The sequence below is a fragment of the Streptomyces sp. NPDC052301 genome, assembly GCF_044593395.1.
Lineage (GTDB): Bacteria > Actinomycetota > Actinomycetes > Streptomycetales > Streptomycetaceae > Streptomyces.
This window is the reverse complement of sequence record NZ_JBIUBE010000006.1, coordinates 117,310-133,392: the sequence shown is the minus strand read 5'-3', so window position 1 is coordinate 133,392 and position 16,083 is coordinate 117,310. Positions and strand designations below refer to the sequence as shown.

The following is a 16,083-nucleotide window of genomic DNA, read 5'->3' as shown; positions in this document are numbered from 1 at the left end:
CGGCCCGTGTGGGGCGTCACCTGCGCACCGCGCCCGCCAGGATCCATCCCTCCACCGCCTCGTACTGGTGCCGCTGCCGTTCCGCCTTCGCCCGGCCCGACACCACCGTGCCCAGCCAGCCGAAGAAGAAGCCGGCCGGGATGGACACGATCCCGGTGGTGGTGAACGGGAACCAGTTGAAGTCGGCGCCCGGGAAGGCCGAGACGGGTGAGCCGGAGACGAGGTTGGTGCCCGGCATGAGCAGCAGCACGGTCAGCGTGCCGCCGATCAGCGTGGCCAGCAGCCCGCCGCGGGTGTAGCGGCGCCAGAAGAGGCCGTAGACCAGGGCGGGCGCGAGGGCGGAGGCGCCCAGGCAGAAGGAGAGCGTCACCAGCGGCTGCAGGCTGTGGTGCTGCACCAGGGTGGCCAGCAGGATCGTCGGGACGCCTGTGGCGAGCGCCGAGAGACGGGCCAGGGCCATCTCGCGGCGGGCCGGCATCTCCTGCACGCGGGCCGCGAACACGTCGTGGGCCAGGGAGTTGGCGCAGGCGAGGATCATCCCGGCCACCGAGGCGAGCAGGGTCAGGAAGATCGCGGTGGTGACCATGGTGAACAGGAACGTCTCCGCCGTCGACACGTCGGTGCCGAACACCGCCCGGGAGCCCAGCAGGTAGGCGGTGTTGCCCTGCGGGTCGGCGGCGGCGATCGCCGTACGGCCGACCAGCGCCGTGGCGCCGAAACCCACCACCGTGATGACCAGCACGAACAGGGCGACGATGGACACCGCCCAGGACATCGAGCGGCGCACCTGGCGGGCGCTGGAGGCGGTGTAGGTGCGCATGGTGATGTGCGGCAGACAGGCGCCGCCGAGCACGACGGTCAGCTCGGAGGCGACCATGTCGAGGCGGGACCTGCCGGAGGTGCCGAACTCCAGCCCGGAGTGCAGGAAGGCCGGTCCCGCGCCGCTGTTGCGGGAGGCGGCGGTGAACAGGGCACCCGGGTCCCAGTCGAAGCGGTGCAGGATCAGTACGGCGACCACGGCGCCGGAGCCGACCAGCATCACGATCTTCAGGATCTGGATGAGCGCGGTGCCCTTCATGCCGCCGATGGCCGCGTAGGCGATCATCAGGGCGCCGAGTCCGACGACGCAGCCGGTCTTCAGCGACTCGTTGGTGAAGCCCAGGATGAACGCCATCAACTGCCCGGTGCCGGCCAGTTGGACCAGCATCAGCGGCAGCAGTGCGGCGATCGTGACGGCGCAGGTGGTGATGCGCACGCAACGGCCGGGCAGCCGGCGGGCGAGGGCGTCGCCCATGGTGAACCGGCCCGCGTTGCGCAGCGGTTCGGCCAGCAGGAACATCAGCAGCATCAGGGACAGTGCCGTGCTGAGGGCGAGGACGATCCCGTCGTAGCCGCACAGGGCGATCACCCCGCCGGTGCCGAGGACGGTGGCCGCGGAGATGTAGTCGCCGGCGATGGCCAGGCCGTTGCGCAGCGGGGACAGGGAGCCGTAGCCGGTGTAGAACTCGTCGAGGTCGTCACGGTCGGGGCCGGTCATCACGCACAGCAGCAGGGTCACCGTGGCGACGGTGGAGAAGGCGACCAGGGACATGGTCTCGGCCGAGCCGCTGAAGCCGGTGAAGGCGGGGACGGCGGGGGAGCTCGCGGTGCCGGTCATCGCATCGCTCCTCGGCGCGCGTCCAGTTCGGCCTGCTTGCGGATGCGGTCGGCGAGCGGGTCGACGTGCCGGCGCGCGGTGTGCTCGTACAGGGCGATCGCCAGCCAGGTGACGGGGAGTTGGAGCAGGGCGAGCAGCAGGCCTGCGGGGATGCCGTCGGCGACCGTGCGGGTCATGAAGTCGGGCGCGGCGGCGGACAGGACGAGGAAGAGGGTGAAGTAGCCGAGCGCGGTGAGCGTGGCGGTGCGCCGCTGCCAGCGGTAGGCGCTGCGCAGCACGCGCAGGTCGCTGTGGTGGCCGACGGGTTCGCGGGAGGGCCGGGGGCGGGTCCGGGGCGGTTCGGGGGGCGCGGGCTGCCAGGGGTAGGTGAGGGACGGCGGGTGCGGCGGATCGTAGGCCGGGCGCGGTTCGTACGACCGGTGTTGCGGGCTGTGGTTCGGGCGTGGTTCGTACGACGGGTGCGGTGTGTCGTAGGACATCCCGGGGCTCCTTGCGTGGCTCGGGTCCGTGGCGGCGGACCGCAGGGAGGGGGGAGCGGAGCCACGCACGCTACTCGCGACTCTCGGATCGCGTGGTGTTTTCACCGAACTGGCCGGTCGGTATGCGCTTACTGCGCGGGCGGTGTGTCTCCCCGCGGGGGTACCGGCGTCGGCCGGGGGCTATTCGTCGAGCACCGGGAACCGGCGGGGCGCCACCAGCAGCAGCACCAGGAACGCCAGTGCCGCCGCGCCGGCCGCGCCGAGGTACACCGCGTGCACGGCGTCCGCGATGGCGCGCCGGGTCGCCTCCGGGGCCGTACCGGCGTCCAACGCGCGCGTGACGGAGTCCAGATCGCCCGCGCCGCCCAGCCGCGCGGCCAGGACGCCGTTGGCGACGGCGCCGAACAGGGCCGCGCCCAGGGTCTGGCCGGTCTGCCGGCAGAACAGGACGGACGCGGTCGTGGTGCCCCGCTCCGACCAGCCCACCGTCGACTGCACCCCGATGATCAGCGGCAGCTGGAACAGGCCGAGCGCCCCGCCCAGCGCCAGCATCAGCAGCATCGGCTGCCACCAGGACCCGGGATACGGCAGGAAAGGGAAGGCCAGCAGGACCAGGGCCCCCGACCCGATGCCGATCAGCGCGGTGTCCCGGAAGCCGATGCGCCGGTAGACGTGCTGGCTGAGCGCAGCCGACCCCGACCAGGTCAGCGTCCACACGCACAGCACCAGCCCGGCGGCCGCGGGCGCGAGTCCGAGCACCGACTGCGCGTAGGTCGGCAGGAACACGCTCGGCGCCACCATCAGCAGCCCCAGCGCGCCGAGCGCCAGATTGACCGCCGCGTTCGTCCGGCGCCGCCACACCCAGCCCGGGATGATCGGCTCCGCGGCCCGCAGCTCCACCCACACCACGACACCGGCCAGCGCCAGTCCCGCACCGAACAGGGCCAGCGACGGCGCCGACAGCCACGGCCAGGCCACCCCGCCCTGCACCAGCGCGGTCAGCAGCACCCCGCCGCACGCGAACACCGCGAGCGCGCCGGCCCAGTCCACGCGCGTGCGTGCCGTGCGCTCCCGCACGGGCTCGTGCAGATGACGGACGACCAGCCACAGGGCGGCGGCGCCGATCGGCAGGTTGACCAGGAAGATCCAGCGCCAGTCGGCGTACGCGGCGAGCACCCCGCCGAGCCCCGGACCGGCCACCGCCGACACCGCCCACACCGTGGACAGCCTGGCCTGGATCTTCGGGCGCTCCGAGAGCGGATACAGATCCGCGGCCAGCGTCTGCACCGTCCCCTGCAGCGCCCCGCCGCCGAGACCCTGCACGATCCGGAACGCGATCAGCGCGCCCATGTTCCAGGCCACCGCGCACAGCAGCGAGCCCAGCAGGAACACGAACGCGCCCACCACCAGTACCGGCTTGCGGCCGAAGGTGTCGGAGAGCTTGCCGTAGACGGGGAGGGTGACCGTGACGGCGAGCAGATAGCCGGAGAACAGCCAGGAGAAGACGGAGAACCCGCCGAGGTCGCCGACGATCTGCGGTACGGCGGTGGAGACGATGGTGGCGTCCAGCGCCGCCAGCGCCATGGCGAGCATCAGGGCGGCGACGACCGCGCCCCGCCGGCGGGGCCCGGTGCCTTGCGCGGTCCCGTTGCGTATCGCGGGTGTCGTACTTCCCACCGGAAATCCCCTCCCCGTCCCCACCGCCGGCAGCTGCCCGTGCCCCTTGCATGCATGTCCGGTACGACAGCTTGTCACGCGGCGCCTGCTTGCACCTGACGCGACGGGAGGGTGGAGGCTGTCCGCACCCGGGGGTGGAGCCGGCCCCGAGAACGGCTCCACCCCGGGGTGGACCTCCCCTGGGGGTGTCTCCGTACTACGGCTCGGGGAGGGTTCGTCCCGGCGGAGGACGAGCCGGGCCGGGTGCGCTCCCTAACCTGGCTTCACGCCGCAGGGGGCGGCTGCCGGAACCGGCGGGGTGGGGTTTTCCCCCCGGAAAGAGGGGGCTCCGCACCAGCGCGCGGCACCCCCGCCGGCCGCGAGACTCATCGACGTACCCAGGACGACACCCCGGCACACCGGGGCGACATCCACGACTTGCCAACCGACATAGGAGACATACCGTGACTTCGGCTGTGACCATTCCCAGGCACGGGGGCACTGGAGGGCGTACGGCCGTTGCCGCGCGGGCGCGGCAGGTCGTGAAGGCGTACGGCTCCGGCGAGACCCGTGTCGTCGCCCTGGACCACGTCGACGTGGACATCATGCGTGGTCAGTTCACCGCCATCATGGGCCCCTCGGGGTCCGGCAAGTCCACGCTGATGCACTGCCTCGCCGGCCTCGACACCGTGACCGGCGGTCAGATCCACCTGGACGAGACCGAGATCACCGGCCTGAAGGACAAGAAGCTCACCCAGCTGCGCCGGGACCGGATCGGCTTCATCTTCCAGGCGTTCAACCTGCTGCCGACGCTGAACGCGATCGAGAACATCACGCTGCCCATGGACATCGCGGGTCGTAAGCCGGACCGGGAGTGGCTGGACCGGGTGGTGGAGACCGTCGGGCTCGCCGGACGCCTCAAGCACCGGCCGACCCAGCTCTCCGGCGGCCAGCAGCAGCGCGTCGCCGTGGCCCGTGCCCTCGCCGCCCGGCCGGAGATCATCTTCGGGGACGAGCCGACCGGAAACCTCGACTCGCGCGCGGGTGCGGAGGTGCTGGGCTTCCTGCGCCGCTCGGTCGACGACCTCGGCCAGACCATCGTGATGGTCACGCACGACCCGGTGGCCGCCTCGTACGCCGACCGCGTGCTCTACCTCGCAGACGGCCGCATCGTCGACGAGATGTACAACCCGACGGCCGATCAGGTCCTGGACCGCATGAAGGACTTCGATGCCCGGGGGCGCACCTCATGACCGTGCTGAAGACCTCGATGCGCAATTTCTTCGCGCACAAGGGCCGCATGGCGCTCTCGGCGATCGCGGTCCTGCTGTCCGTCGCCTTCGTGTGCGGCACCCTCGTGTTCACCGACACGATGAACACCACCTTCGACAAGCTGTTCCAGGCCACCGCCTCGGACGTGACGGTCAGCGCCAAGGGCGCCTCCGACACCGGCCAGACCACCTCCCGCACCGGCAAGCCGCCGGTCATGCCGGCCTCCGTCCTCGGCGAGGTCCGCGGGGCGCGGGGCGTGCGCAAGGCCGAGGGCACGGTGTTCTCCACCTCGGTGACCGTCGTCGACGCCAAGAAGGACAAGCTGTCGCCGAGCAGCGGCGCGCCCACCATCGTCGGCAGCTGGAACGGCAACGACGCCCGCACCATGGAGATCACCACCGGTACGGCGCCCAAGGGCCCGGACCAGGTCATGGTCGACGAGGACACCGCCGACAAGCACCACCTGAAGATCGGCTCCGAGATCGGCATGATCTCGGTCGTCGGCACGCACCACGCGCGCGTGTCCGGCATCGCCGCCTTCAAGGTCACCAACCCCGGCGCGGCGGTCTTCTACCTGGACACGAAGACCGCCCAGCAGACCCTGATCGGCAGGACCGGCGTCTACACCGACGTGAACGTCACCGCCGCCCCCGGCGTGACCGACGCGCGGCTGAAGGAGAACGTCACCGCCGCCCTCGGCCACGGCTACAAGGTGCAGACCGCCAAGGAGGTCGCCGACGCCAACCAGAAGAGCGTCCAGAGCTTCCTGAACGTCATGAAGTACGCGATGCTCGGCTTCGCCGGGATCGCCTTCCTCGTGGGCATCTTCCTGATCGTCAACACCTTCTCCATGCTGGTCGCCCAGCGCACCCGCGAGATCGGCCTGATGCGCGCCATCGGCTCCTCCCGCAAGCAGGTCAACCGGTCCGTGCTCGTCGAGGCACTGCTGCTCGGCGTGATCGGGTCCGCCCTCGGTGTCGGCGCGGGGGTCGGCATCGCGGTCGGCCTGATGAAGCTCATGGGCACCATGGGCATGCATCTGTCCACCGACGATCTGACCGTCGCCTGGACCACCCCGGCCCTCGGTCTGCTCCTCGGCGTGGTCGTCACCGTCCTGGCGGCCTATCTGCCGGCCCGGCGTGCCGGCAAGATCTCGCCGATGGCCGCCCTGCGCGACGCGGGCACCCCCGCCGACGCGAGGTCAGGTGTCGTGCGGGTCCTGATCGGCCTGGTCCTGACCGGTGCCGGCGGCTGGAGTCTGCACCTCGCCGCCACCACCGACCAGGCCAAGGACGGCTCGGCGTGGCTGGGCCTGGGCGTGGTGCTGACCCTGACCGGCTTCATCGCCGTCGGCCCCCTGCTCGCCGCCGGCCTGGTGCGCGTCCTCGGCGCGGTCATGCTGCGGATCTTCGGTCCGGTCGGCCGGATGGCCGAGCGCAACGCGCTGCGCAACCCGCGCCGCACCGGCGCCACCGGCGCGGCGCTGATGATCGGCCTGGCCCTGGTGGCCTGTCTGTCGGTCGTGGGGTCCTCGATGGTGGCCTCGGCCACCGACGAGCTGGACAAGTCGGTCGGTGCCGACTTCATCGTCGAGGCGGACGGCGGCAGCAAGCCCCTCACGCCGGCGACGGTGGAGGCGGTCCGGGACACTCCCGGTCTCACCCACTTCTCCCGCCTCAGGGAGATGCCCGCCGAGCTGACCCTGCCGAACGGCAGTACCCACCGGCAGAAACTGTTCGCCACCGACCCCGCCTACCCGCAGGACGTGCGCCGCACGACCGTCTCGGGCCGCCTGTCCGCCGCCTACGGGCGCGACGCGATGTCCGTCGGGTCGGACTTCGCCCGCGAGAACGGCGTCAAGGTCGGCGACACCCTGAAGGTCGCCTTCGACGGGGGACACGCCGCCCGGCTCCGGGTGGCCGCCGTGACCTCGGACGACACCTCGATCGACAAGGGGAAGATGTACACCGCCATCACCACGGTCGGCAGGTACGTCCCCGCGGGCCGGATGCCGTTGGACATCGGGGTGCTCGCCGGGCACAGCGGTGACGAGCACCAGGTCTATGCCGCGCTCAAGAAGGCGGTGGCCGAGGACCCGTCGGTGACGGTCATGGACCGGTCCGACTACAAGAAGGACCTGCGCAACCAGATCGGGCAGCTGCTCGACATGGTGTACGGCCTGCTCGCTCTCGCGATCGTGGTCGCGGTCCTGGGCGTGGTCAACACCCTGGCACTGTCGGTGGTGGAGCGGACCCGGGAGATCGGCCTCATGCGGGCCCTCGGCCTCTCCCGGCGCCAGATGCGCCGCATGATCAGGCTGGAGTCGGTGGTCATCGCCGTGTTCGGTGCGCTGCTGGGGCTCGGCCTGGGCATGGGCTGGGGCGCGACCGCGCAGAAGCTCCTCGCCCTGGAGGGCATGAAGGTCCTGGAGATCCCCTGGCCGACGATCACCGGGGTCTTCGTCGGCTCGGCCTTCGTGGGCCTGCTCGCGGCCCTGGTGCCGGCGTTCCGGGCGGCGCGGATGAACGTGCTGAACGCCATCGCGACGGACTAGCGGCCGTACGGCCGACGACCACCGCGTACGGGGGTCGCGGGGGAACGGCGGGGCGCGGAGATCAACTCCGCTGCCCCGCCGTCCGCGTGCTCGCCCCCGGTCACGGCCGGCGGTGTGGATCCCGGTGGATCAGCCGGCGGCGCGAACCGCGTCGTAGTACTTCTGAGCGGTCTTGAGGCAGGCGTTCTTCAGCTGCTTCCGCTGCGCCGGCGGGTACGGGTCGGCCCAGGGCTTCCAGTTGCACGCACCCTTCAGGTCCCTCAGGAGGGCCTTGTCGATGCGGAGCTTGTGGTCCCTCTTGAAGTAGTAGTTGCCCACGAGGCTCTTGTAGTTGCGGTATCCGAAGTCGTGGCGGTAGCAGCCCCACTTGAACGTGTAGCCGCCGGGCAGCGTGTCCGGAGAGTAGGTGCAGTAATCCGTGTGCCAGTTGAATTTGTACTGCTCGATCGCCTTCTTGTGCTGAAGGTGCAGAGTGAGCGCTTCGCTCCACTTCTGCGACGAGGCGTTTGAATCGAGGGTGAGGGACTTGAGTTTGGCGAGCTTCTGCGCCTTGCTCACGGCGGAGGTCGCCGAGTGGGAAACGGTCCCGGTAGGCGCGGAATCCGCCAGAGCGGGCGCCGCCCCCGTGGCGAGAAGAGCGCCCGAAAGGGCAATTCCGGTCAATGTGGCACGCAACTTGGTCAAGGTTGCTTTCCCTTTCCGGTCGAGGTGGCGCAACGATGGCATGTCCGTGCCAGGAGGGGCAATCGACTTCCTGTCGACCTGTGCGTCGAGAAATGCGGAATATATTGATCCGGTCGTCTGACCTGGCTATATCTCTCAACAAGGCCGCTTTATGCCAGTCTCGCTATACGCCGGGCCGGGCTGGTCCAGGCGACGGTCGACAGGTATGAGGAGAAGCTCAGGTCTTGCTCAAGTGGACGTCGGCCGCGGCCGAACTCCGGCTACTCTCCGGGCGTACGTGTGTTCCGAGGTTCGTGGATGTCGAGCGATCCGGGAGTGGCAGTGCGTCATCAACGGGGGGGGGACTTGGCCGCGCCGAGCGCAGGAGAATTCCGGACGAAAGACTGGAAAAAACGCTGGGGCGAGCCGTGCACGAACGGCGCGGAAGAACCGTAATGACACAGAGCCGGCTCGCGGAACTTTCCGGTCTAACCCAGGCGGCGATTTCCCGGCTGGAACACGGGAAATGTATGCCTGCATTTCCGTTGCTGGAACGGATCGCCCAGGCCTTCGGCTCGCCCCTGCTCGTCGCGGTCGAACCGGGCCGCGGCGTGACCGTCAGCTTCGACGGCGGTGACAGGGTCCAGCGGTGACACCGTCCAGGGGCACCGGCCGAGCGGGCGGCGCGGCACGGGCGCCGTCGGCGTCGTAGGCTGGCAGCCCCGGCCCGTGCGACGTGTCGGGCGGTTTGCGTTGCCCCTCCACGGGATGGAAGCCCTCATGAGCCTGCACGGTCTGCTCGACGCCGTCGTCAAGGACCCCGCCCTCGCGGAAGCGATCACGGCGGCCGCGGACGGCAACCGCATGCACGTCGACCTCGTCGGCCCCCCGGCGGCCCGCCCCCTCGCGCTCGCCGCCCTGGCGCGCGAGGCCGGCCGCCCGGTGCTCGCGGTCACCGCCACGGGCCGCGAGGCCGAGGACCTGGCCGCCGCCCTGCGCTCCCTGCTGCCCGAAGAGGGCGTCGTCGAGTACCCCTCCTGGGAGACGCTGCCGCACGAGCGGCTCAGCCCGCGCAGCGACACCGTGGGCCGCCGCCTCGCCGTCCTGCGCCGCCTCGCCCACCCGAGCGCCGACGACCCCGAGACCGGCCCGGTCTCCATCGTCGTGGCCCCCGTACGGTCCGTGCTGCAGCCGCAGGTCAAGGGCCTCGGCGACCTGGAGCCGGTGTCCCTGAGAACCGGCCGCACCGCCGACCTGAACGATGTCGTGGAGGCCCTCGCGGCAGCGGCGTACGCGCGCGTGGAGCTCGTCGAGAAGCGCGGCGAGTTCGCCGTGCGCGGCGGCATCCTGGACGTCTTCCCGCCCACCGAGGAACACCCCCTGCGCATCGAGTTCTGGGGCGACGACATCGAGGAGATCCGCTACTTCAAGGTCGCCGACCAGCGCTCCCTGGAGGTCGCCGAGCACGGCCTGTGGGCACCGCCGTGCCGCGAGCTGCTGCTGACGGACGACGTCCGCGCCCGCGCACGTGCCCTCGCCGAGGCACACCCGGAGCTGGGCGAACTCCTGAACAAGATCGCCGAGGGCATCGCGGTGGAGGGCATGGAGTCCCTCGCCCCCGTCCTGGTCGACGACATGGAACTGCTCCTCGACGTGCTGCCCAAGGGCGCGATGACCGTCGTCTGCGACCCGGAGCGGGTCCGCACCCGCGCCGCGGACCTCGTCGCCACCAGCCAGGAGTTCCTGCAGGCGTCCTGGGCGGCCACCGCCGGCGGCGGCGAGGCCCCGATCGACGTCGGTGCCGCCTCCCTGTGGTCCATCGCCGACGTCCGCGACCGCGCGCGCGAGCTGGACATGATGTGGTGGTCGGTGTCGCCGTTCGCGGCCGACCTCGAACTGGAGGCGGACACCCTCAAGCTCGGCATGCACGCGCCCGAGACCTACCGCGGCGACACCGCGCGGGCCCTCGCCGACACCAAGGGCTGGCTCGCCGACGGCTGGCGCGCGGTGTTCGTCACCGAGGGGCACGGCCCCGCCGCCCGCACCGTCGAGGTGCTCGGCAACGAGGGCATCGCGGCCCGCCTGGACGCCGACCTCGGCGAGCTGAGCCCCTCCGTCGTGCACGTCTCCTGCGGCTGCATCGAGTACGGCTTCGTCGACCCGGCGCTCAAGCTGGCCGTGCTCACCGAGACCGACCTCTCCGGCCAGCGCACCGCCACCCGCGACGGCGCCCGGATGCCGGCCCGCCGCCGCAAGACCATCGACCCGCTCACCCTGGAGTCGGGCGACTACATCGTCCACGAACAGCACGGCGTCGGCCGCTACATCGAGATGGTCCAGCGCACCGTGCAGGGCGCCACCCGCGAGTACCTCGTCGTGGAGTACGCGCCCGCCAAGCGCGGCCAGCCCGGCGACCGCCTCTACATCCCGACCGACCAGCTGGAGCAGATCACCAAGTACGTCGGCGGCGAGGCCCCCACCCTGCACCGGCTGGGCGGCGCCGACTGGACGAAGACCAAGGCGCGCGCCAAGAAGGCGGTCAAGGAGATCGCCGCCGACCTGATCAAGCTCTACAGCGCCCGCATGGCCGCCCCCGGCCACGCCTTCGGCTCCGACACCCCCTGGCAGCGCGAGCTGGAGGACGCCTTCCCCTACGCGGAGACCCCCGACCAGCTGACCACCATCGCCGAGGTCAAGGAGGACATGGAGAAGTCGGTCCCGATGGACCGCCTGATCTGCGGCGACGTCGGCTACGGCAAGACCGAGATCGCCGTACGGGCCGCCTTCAAGGCGGTACAGGACGGCAAGCAGGTCGCCGTCCTCGTCCCCACGACCCTGCTGGTGCAGCAGCACTTCGGCACGTTCTCCGAGCGGTACGGGCAGTTCCCGGTGAGCGTGAAGGCGCTGTCCCGTTTCCAGACCGACACCGAGGCCAAGGCCGTCCTGGAGGGCCTGAAGGACGGCGCGGTCGACGTCGTCATCGGCACCCACCGCCTGTTCTCCTCCGAGACCAAGTTCAAGGACCTGGGCCTGGTCATCGTCGACGAGGAGCAGCGCTTCGGCGTCGAGCACAAGGAGCAGCTGAAGAAGCTCCGCGCCAACGTCGACGTGCTGACGATGTCCGCCACCCCGATCCCGCGCACCCTGGAGATGGCGGTCACCGGCATCCGCGAGATGTCCACGATCACCACGCCTCCGGAGGAGCGCCACCCGGTGCTCACCTTCGTCGGGCCGTACGAGGAGAAGCAGATCGGCGCCGCCATCCGCCGCGAACTGCTGCGCGAGGGCCAGGTCTTCTACATCCACAACCGCGTCGAGTCCATCGACCGCGCGGCGGCCCGGCTGCGCGAGATCGTCCCCGAGGCGCGCATCGCGACGGCCCACGGACAGATGTCGGAGTCGGCGCTGGAGCAGGTCGTCGTCGACTTCTGGGAGAAGAAGTTCGACGTGCTCGTGTCCACCACGATCGTCGAGTCCGGCATCGACATCTCCAACGCCAACACGCTGATCGTGGAGCGCGGCGACAACTTCGGCCTGTCCCAGCTGCACCAGCTGCGCGGCCGGGTCGGCCGGGGCCGCGAGCGCGGTTACGCCTACTTCCTTTACCCGCCGGAGAAGCCGCTGACGGAGACCGCGCACGAGCGTCTGGCCACCATCGCCCAGCACACCGAGATGGGCGCCGGCATGTACGTCGCGATGAAGGATCTGGAGATCCGCGGCGCGGGCAACCTGCTCGGCGGCGAGCAGTCCGGGCACATCGCGGGCGTCGGCTTCGACCTGTACGTCCGCATGGTCGGCGAGGCCGTCGCCGACTACCGGCGCCAGCTGGAGACCGGCGAGATCGAGGAGGAGCAGCCCCTCGAGGTCAAGATCGAGCTGCCGGTCGACGCGCACGTCCCGCACGACTACGCGCCCGGCGAGCGGCTGCGTCTGCAGGCCTACCGGGCCATCGCCTCCGCCAACTCGGAAGAGGACATCAAGGCCGTCCGCGAGGAGCTCACCGACCGCTACGGCAAGCTGCCCGAGCCGGTGGAGAACCTGCTGCTGGTGGCCGGGCTGCGCATGCTGGCGCGCGCGTGCGGCGTCGGCGAGATCGTCCTCCAGGGCACCAACATCCGCTTCGCGCCGGTGGAGTTGCGTGAGTCGCAGGAACTGCGCGTCAAGCGCCTGTACCCGGGCACGGTCATCAAGCCGGCCGCGCACCAGCTCCTCGTCCCGCGGCCGAAGCCGGCGAAGGTCGGCGGCAAGCCTCTGGTCGGACGTGAACTGCTGGGCTGGGTCGGCGAGTTCCTCGCCTCCGTCCTGGGCTCGTAAGCCCCCGGGGGCGCGTACGAGCAACGTGAACGAGGGCGCGTACGAGCAACGTGAACGAGTGACGTGTCCGAGCAACGTGAACGAGTGACGTGTCCGAGCGGCGTGCACGGCAAGGAGTGAGCGGGCGCAGCAGCCCGCCCCGCTCGCTCCCCTCGCCGAGCACCGAATGCCCCCAGCCGTGCCCCGCTTTGCCCCGTAATGCTCGCATGAGGCCCCATCTGCTGGGCCGGAGACGGCGGTTACCGTGGAGGCGGAACGATCCGCCCCTGCGTGAGGGCGGTCCTGGGTGAGCGAGGGGGCGCACCGTGACGCGTCTGAGGGGCGGGGCGGTCGCCGCGGTGGCCGTGCTGGTCGCCGTGGCCGGCTGCAAGGCCGAGCAGGACAAGGGGGCCTCCGGCCCCGGCCGGACGGGCGGCGGCGCGGCCCTGTCCGCCGCCGACTCGCTGACCGTCAAGGGACGCGCGCCGAAGACCGGCTACTCCCGGGCCCGGTTCGGCACCGCCTGGGCGGACACCGACTCCAACTCCTGCGACACCCGCGACGACATCCTCAAACGGGACCTGAAGGACGTGAAGTTCACCGGCGGCACCTGCAAGGTCTCCTACGGCCTGCTGGACCCCGACCCCTACTCCGGCAAGGAGATCACCTACCGGCGCGGTCGCAGCCAGGTCGACATCGACCACGTCGTCGCCCTCTCCGACGCCTGGCAGAAGGGCGCCAAGTACTGGGACCCCGGCAAGCGGATAGCGCTCGCCAACGACCCCCTCAACCTCCTCGCGGTCGACGCGAGCACCAACCGCGGCAAGGGCGACGGCGACACGGCCACCTGGCTGCCGCCCGACAAGGCCTACCGCTGCACCTACGTCGCCGCCCAGGTGGCGGTGAAGAAGAAGTACGGCCTGTGGGTGAGCGCCGCCGAGAAGGCCGCCATGAAGAAGGTCCTCACCGGCTGCCCGAACCAGAAGCTCCCCACGGGCGGCAACCCGACCGAGGCCCCAGGGCGCTTCCGGGCGCGGTGAGAGCGCCGACGGACCACGGAAAACCGCTGGTGGGAAAGGTGGAACCGCCGGCCGAATCGCTGGCGCGGCAATACGCCCGCCGTCTACCGTGGCCGCCATGGACGTCCAGGTGAGCAGCGTCGCCGAGCGGCCCGACCGGCTGCGGGCGGTGTTCGAGATGGCCGACACATGGCCCGAGTTCGTGACCAACGACCCCGTGGGCACCGCCCACTACGGCCGTATCGCGAGCGAACTGCCGGAGTACGCACTGTTCGCCGAGGACGCGCACGGTGAGATCGTCGCCCACGCCTTCAGCGTGCCCTTCGCCCTCGGCCTCGACGGCCGGGGCGTCCTGCCCGCGCGCGGCTGGGACCAGATCCTGCTCTGGGCCTTCGCCGACCTGCGCCACGGCACCCGCCCGGACACGGTGAGCGCGGTGTCCGTCACCATCGCCCCGCACGCCCAGGGTCACGGCCTGTCCGCCGTCATGCTCTCGGCCATGCGGGCGGGTGCCCGCGCCCGCGGTTTCCGCGAGGTCGTCGCGCCGGTCCGGCCCAGCGCCAAGCACCGCGAACCGCACACCCCGATCGCCGAGTACGTCCACCGGACACGCCCCGACGGACTGCCCGCGGACCCGTGGCTGCGCGTCCACGCCCGCGCCGGCGCGCGCATCGACTCCATCGCCCCGGCCTCCATGACCGTGGGCGCCTCGCTGGAGGAGTGGCGCCGCTGGACCGGGCTGCCCTTCGACACCGCCGGGGACGTCGAGGTGCCCGGCGCCCTGGTCCCGGTCCGCTGCGAACCGGAGCGCGGGTACGCCGTCTACGTCGAACCCAACGTCTGGATGCGGCACGCGCTGTGAACGCCGACGGGGCCGGCAGGCTCACGCACCCTTGAGGTGCGCCGGCCCGCCGGCCTCGCGCCGGCCCCCGTCGGTCAGGCGGACTTCAGCTCCTTCAGGGAGTCCAGGATCCGCGTCGTCACCTTCTTCGCCGACGCGGCACCGTTGTCGCCGCCCGCCGTGGACAGCACGGTGATCACGGACTTGCCGGAACGAGCCGCGATCAGCGTGGTGCCGTTCTCCCAGTAGCCGCTCGTCAGCGTCATCGTGTAGGCCTCGTCACCGAGTCCCGGCGTCGACGCGCCCGTGAGCTTCACCTTGGCGTGCGCGTCGGTGTCCGTGTACGTGGCGCACTCGTGGGCGACGGACTGCACGGCCTTCATCACGTCGGCCGCCGTGGTGCCCCGGAAGGCGTCGACCTCCTGGGCCACCTCCTCGCTCTTGTTCGCGTAGTCGTTCTGCGCGAACGACACGCCCCCCTTGTAGCCGGTCACCTGGATCCAGGACGTGGTCTCCAGCCGGGTGCAGTCCGGCTTCGTGGTCTTCCGGGTGGACGGGGGGACGAACGTGCTGCCGCTGTCCGCGGAACCGTCGGCCTCGAGGGTGAGCCCGGACGGGAACGCCGACGCGGGCGCCAGCGCCTTCTTCAGCTGTGCACCGGTGGGAAGACCCGCGTTCAGGTCCTTCGCCTCGGCCGGCTTGGCGCTCGCGCCGCCGGAGTGGGAGGGGGAACCGGAGGAGCAGGCGGTGAGGGCCAGGGGAAGTGCCGCGACGGCGAGCAGGGTGGCGGCACGGGGCGACAGACGCATGACAGTCCTTCAAAAGGTGGGTGGTACGGGGAAACTGGGGTGGGGGGGGGTGTCAGGGGGCACGGGGGCGCGTGCGGAGAGGGGGTCGGCTCAGGCCGCCTTCTTCCAGTCGCCGCAGCCGGTGGTCTTGAAGTAGGCGTCGCCCGGGCCGATGGTGACGACGGCCGTGCCCTTCACGTTGTTGTTGGCGATGATCGAGTCCAGCCCGTGCTCGGCGTTCTTGGTGCGCTCCCAGTAGCAGGAGTCGTCGGTGTTGCCGGTCGACCGGTACGTGCCCGGCGCGATGTCCGTGCCGACCTCGTACATGCCGCCGTCACCGTCCATCGAGGAGGCGGGCGTGCCCTTCGCCTTGGGGTCGACGGCCTCCCAGTCCTTGCAGCCGCTGGACTTGAAGATCTTGTCGGTGGCCTTGACGGTCACGTAGCTCGTGCCGGTGACGTTGTCGTTGGCGAGCAGCGAGTTCAGCTCGCCCTTGGCGTCCTTGGCGCGCTCCCAGTAGCACATGTCATCGGTGTTGCCGGTGGTGCGGTAGGTGCCGGGCTTCACGTCCGAGCCGACCTGGTACTCGCCGTCGCCGGCGAGGGCGGCCTTCTTCTTCCCGGCGGCCCGGGCGTCCCCCGAGCCCTTCTTGCCGGACGTGTGCTCGGCGGACGCGGACGAGCCCTTGCCGCTGCCGGAACCGCTGTCCTTGCCGTTGCTGCCGGCGTTCGCGGACACCGCACCGATGACGACGATCCCCACGACGGCGCCCAGCGCGATCTTGGCCTTCATGCCCATGGCGAATCCCTCCCCAGAAGGCGGCCTCCCCTCGGCGGCCGCTCGTTCGCTGGGTCAATAAGA

The 16,083-nt window shown here is 71.0% G+C and carries 12 protein-coding genes; 6 read left to right on the top strand and 6 right to left on the bottom strand.

Annotated elements, in window-relative coordinates; all coding sequences use genetic code 11:
• Positions 1 to 16: 16 nt before the first annotated feature.
• From ACIHEJ_RS18290 to ACIHEJ_RS18280, 3 genes are all read right to left on the bottom strand, one after another.
• Entirely contained in the window at positions 17 to 1,657 is a 1,641-nt protein-coding gene (locus ACIHEJ_RS18290; RefSeq protein ID WP_400136429.1) for a cation acetate symporter, read from the bottom strand.
• Complete coding sequence (locus tag ACIHEJ_RS18285; RefSeq protein WP_400136426.1) at positions 1,654 to 2,136, bottom strand: DUF485 domain-containing protein; 483 nt, start codon at positions 2,134 to 2,136, stop codon at positions 1,654 to 1,656. Before ACIHEJ_RS18285 ends, ACIHEJ_RS18290 begins: the two co-directional genes overlap by 4 nt.
• A gap of 180 nt (positions 2,137 to 2,316) precedes the next feature.
• Entirely contained in the window at positions 2,317 to 3,813 is a 1,497-nt protein-coding gene (locus tag ACIHEJ_RS18280; RefSeq protein ID WP_400136423.1) for an MFS transporter, read from the bottom strand.
• A 443-nt stretch (positions 3,814 to 4,256) separates the two neighbouring features.
• Here ACIHEJ_RS18280 and ACIHEJ_RS18275 point away from each other — a divergent pair, with 443 nt between their 5' ends.
• Both ACIHEJ_RS18275 and ACIHEJ_RS18270 read left to right on the top strand, forming a co-directional pair.
• A complete protein-coding gene (locus ACIHEJ_RS18275) occupies positions 4,257 to 5,045 on the top strand; it encodes an ABC transporter ATP-binding protein (RefSeq protein ID WP_400136420.1) in 789 nt (262 codons plus the stop codon).
• Positions 5,042 to 7,618, top strand: a complete 2,577-nt coding sequence (locus tag ACIHEJ_RS18270; protein WP_400136418.1) for an ABC transporter permease — start codon at positions 5,042 to 5,044, stop codon at positions 7,616 to 7,618. The genes ACIHEJ_RS18275 and ACIHEJ_RS18270 overlap by 4 nt, the downstream gene beginning before the upstream one ends.
• A 129-nt stretch (positions 7,619 to 7,747) precedes the next feature.
• Here the strand turns inward: ACIHEJ_RS18270 and ACIHEJ_RS18265 are convergent, their stop codons facing one another.
• On the bottom strand, positions 7,748 to 8,176 hold the full coding sequence (locus ACIHEJ_RS18265; protein ID WP_400136416.1) for a phospholipase A2: 429 nt from the start codon (positions 8,174 to 8,176) through the stop codon (positions 7,748 to 7,750).
• A gap of 419 nt (positions 8,177 to 8,595) precedes the next feature.
• Between ACIHEJ_RS18265 and ACIHEJ_RS18260 the strand changes: the two genes are divergently transcribed.
• From ACIHEJ_RS18260 to ACIHEJ_RS18245, 4 genes are all read left to right on the top strand, one after another.
• Positions 8,596 to 8,934, top strand: coding sequence for a helix-turn-helix transcriptional regulator (locus tag ACIHEJ_RS18260; protein WP_400136414.1), 339 nt, complete (start codon positions 8,596 to 8,598; stop codon positions 8,932 to 8,934).
• A gap of 127 nt (positions 8,935 to 9,061) precedes the next feature.
• Entirely contained in the window at positions 9,062 to 12,595 is a 3,534-nt protein-coding gene (gene mfd / locus ACIHEJ_RS18255) for a transcription-repair coupling factor (RefSeq protein WP_400136412.1), read from the top strand.
• 305 nt (positions 12,596 to 12,900) lie between these two features.
• A complete protein-coding gene (locus ACIHEJ_RS18250) occupies positions 12,901 to 13,614 on the top strand; it encodes an HNH endonuclease family protein (RefSeq protein ID WP_400136410.1) in 714 nt (237 codons plus the stop codon).
• 97 nt (positions 13,615 to 13,711) lie between these two features.
• Positions 13,712 to 14,455, top strand: coding sequence for an N-acetyltransferase (locus ACIHEJ_RS18245; RefSeq protein ID WP_400136408.1), 744 nt, complete (start codon positions 13,712 to 13,714; stop codon positions 14,453 to 14,455).
• Positions 14,456 to 14,529: 74 nt separating this feature from the next.
• On the opposite strand, the gene ACIHEJ_RS18240 is transcribed toward ACIHEJ_RS18245, so the two are convergent.
• Together ACIHEJ_RS18240 and ACIHEJ_RS18235 are read right to left on the bottom strand one after the other, a co-directional pair.
• Positions 14,530 to 15,243, bottom strand: a complete 714-nt coding sequence (locus tag ACIHEJ_RS18240; protein WP_400136406.1) for a hypothetical protein — start codon at positions 15,241 to 15,243, stop codon at positions 14,530 to 14,532.
• Between the two features lie 90 nt (positions 15,244 to 15,333).
• Complete coding sequence (locus ACIHEJ_RS18235) at positions 15,334 to 16,020, bottom strand: hypothetical protein (protein ID WP_400136404.1); 687 nt, start codon at positions 16,018 to 16,020, stop codon at positions 15,334 to 15,336.
• Positions 16,021 to 16,083: the final 63 nt, after the last annotated feature.